Annotated in this window: 4 protein-coding genes; 2 read left to right on the plus strand and 2 right to left on the minus strand. The window is 30.0% G+C overall.

Annotation, left to right across the window (positions count from 1 at the left end):
* Positions 1-70: 70 nt before the first annotated feature.
* Both J2S17_RS28675 and J2S17_RS28680 read right to left on the minus strand, forming a co-directional pair.
* Entirely contained in the window at positions 71-649 is a 579-nt protein-coding gene (locus J2S17_RS28675) for an ATP-binding protein (protein WP_307480786.1), read from the minus strand.
* A gap of 67 nt (positions 650-716) precedes the next feature.
* The gene (locus J2S17_RS28680; RefSeq protein ID WP_307480789.1) at positions 717-1,427 is read right to left on the minus strand and encodes a hypothetical protein; all 711 of its coding nucleotides are present in this window, start codon (positions 1,425-1,427) and stop codon (positions 717-719) included.
* Positions 1,428-1,528: 101 nt separating this feature from the next.
* On the opposite strand from J2S17_RS28680, the gene J2S17_RS28685 reads away from it, so the two are divergent.
* The gene (locus J2S17_RS28685) at positions 1,529-1,696 is read left to right on the plus strand and encodes a hypothetical protein (protein ID WP_307480792.1); all 168 of its coding nucleotides are present in this window, start codon (positions 1,529-1,531) and stop codon (positions 1,694-1,696) included.
* 231 nt (positions 1,697-1,927) lie between these two features.
* Positions 1,928-2,188: a hypothetical protein gene (locus J2S17_RS28690; RefSeq protein ID WP_307480795.1), complete on the plus strand. Its 261-nt coding sequence runs from the start codon at positions 1,928-1,930 to the stop codon at positions 2,186-2,188.
* Positions 2,189-2,365 lie beyond the last annotated feature (177 nt).

Below are 2,365 nucleotides of genomic sequence, written 5' to 3' on the forward strand. Positions count from 1 at the left end.
TACGAATTCATGGGACACTTGGTTATGTAAGTCCAATTGATTATAAACTTGAACACCTTAAAAAAGTTGTCTAGTTTAGTGTTGACATACCATATTCTTCTTGTATTGCTTCACAATAAATTTGTAAGAATAAAGGGTTATAGCACTCATTTTCTAAAGATGGGAATGCTAATGGATTTATATTATAGTAATTAAAAAAAGGCTCTAATGCTTCAAAACTTAAATCCTTAAATCCCTTATGTTCTAACTTGTGTAACGGAAAGTCTTCCTCAATATTTTCGGGTAATACACTTCTAATAAAGTTACTTCTAACAGATAAGACTACAGCAATATTGTCAAATTCTTTAATGGAATTTAAAAAGTTTAATAAATAATTTCTCCAAAAAAATTTACCTTCACCCTCATTTAAAGCATCAATTATTATTACAGTTCTCTTATTTTTCTTAATTGCTCTATCATTGATTTCTTTAAGAAAAGATTCTATAGAACCTTTATATTCAATTAAATCAAATAATTGTTTAAAGGGATGATCATGCGTATTTAAATGTTGACCTAAAAATAAAAAAACACTGTGACCTGCTTCTTGCAATCTTTTAGCGTTATCGGCTAGTAAATGTGATTTACCTATTCCCGCATCTCCATAAATCAATAAATAAGGTTCATTAATAAATATTGTTTTTACTAAGACTATATAATCATTTAATTCCCTTTCATACCTATTTACTGTTTGGATTGATCAAATCTTTTCTAACATTCTTTTTACCTTCCTCATATAGCTTGTATCTTACTCCTTCTATCTCTGCCATAAAGCCATTAATCTCATCAGAAAGACATTTCAAACTCCTATGTAAATAGAATTCTTTTTTTTCACAGTCACTCTCTTTTAAATAATTTAAAACCTTTTCAATAAAATTTATATCATCGTACCCTAAACCTTCTCTATGTTTAATGAAAGCTTTACTGAATTCCATAATACTCATTTGCAAGTTACCTAGTAACTCACTAAAATGCTGAAAAATATGCTTATTACCTGCTAAAGAATCAAATGTTGCATTAAAATCTGTTTCTACATTCGCTTCTGAAATATTCCTTTTTCCTAAATCAAATATAGTTCGTTCTAGTATTTTTTTTAAGTGTTCATCAGTGTATTTTTCTAAATACGCTCTTTCTTGAATTTCTATTAAATTCTTTTCAAAATATTCTTGTAAACTCTTATTACTTTCTAAAATGCTAGTTTGAACATTAGATACAATACTCATTTCATTTGATTTTAAAGTTTTATCTCTATACTCCTCAAGATAGATAATCAAATCATTAAGATATTGATTTACAATAGGATGATTTTCTATTTCTTTTAGTTGCACAGATTTTCTATAATGATTAATCTCATAGATTGCTAGTTTAGATAATTGCTCTACAAATGCCAATTTATTAACAGAGTTATAGGTAATTTATGATATTTGCGAAAAATACGGAATTTCTAAAGAGGTAATATCATTGTTCACAATTTATGAAAGGAGAATACGGAATGAACAAGATAATTAAAGAACTTAATCTTCCGGGAGGTACTATTCGACCAGTTGTGATCATGCGCAAGCCAAAGTCCTTTTCTTCACCTGTTCCGCACGTTGAAATACAGCTGCAGTTTGATTTGTTAAAAGAAGTAGATTCTTATTCCGCTAACAAGAAAGAATAAAAATGATACTTCCTGTTCATAATGGTGACATCTGAACAGGAGGGATACTTTTGTCAAAACCCAAAGTAATGAGCATCACTTATTCTGAAAAATTGTCTGAATAATCAGCCATCATGTTATATAGGTTAATTGAAAAATTGTTTTTAGAATCGTTGCCAACAGATCCTCATCTGATAGGACTTTTCTTAAAGGAATCTTTAGATGAATTTAAAAAGGAGTAAATAGTGAACTATGAAAAGAACCATTATTAAAACAGTTACAGGTGAATATAAACGTACTAGTTCTGGAGGTCAAGACCTTGAATTGCAAACTAGCTCAAACGTAGAATTTCTAAATGGTATTCCCTCTGATGAGATATTGACCTTTACTGATTTCGATGTCTCGGCAACAAAACTCACAATGAAAGAGCGACCCGCTCATGTAAACCCACCTAAAAGGAAAATTCAAAAATTCACACCTAAGAGCAAAGGGGCTGTCCCAAAAGGGTCATGAAAACGACACCTTTTAGGTTCAGCTCCTTTTTCTATCTAATGCACGAAATGAAGTCCTGATTAAAGAGTTTTCATTTTTCCCTAAAAAGTGCACAAAAAAATCGCCTTTTCGTTTAAAATGTAGTCACCACAACAAACATAAATAAACAGAAAAAGAGGCGATTTCTTTGCGTAACCA

It is taken from the genome of Cytobacillus purgationiresistens (assembly GCF_030813235.1).
Taxonomy (GTDB): Bacteria; Bacillota; Bacilli; order Bacillales; family Cytobacillaceae; genus Cytobacillus; species Cytobacillus purgationiresistens.

What these genes read in the sequence shown, in the direction of transcription:
- J2S17_RS28690 (WP_307480795.1), top strand. Translation starts at nt 1,928, where the DNA reads ATGAAAAGAACCATTATTAAAACAGTTACAGGTGAATATAAACGTACT.
- J2S17_RS28685 (WP_307480792.1), top strand. Translation starts at nt 1,529, where the DNA reads ATGAACAAGATAATTAAAGAACTTAATCTTCCGGGAGGTACTATTCGA.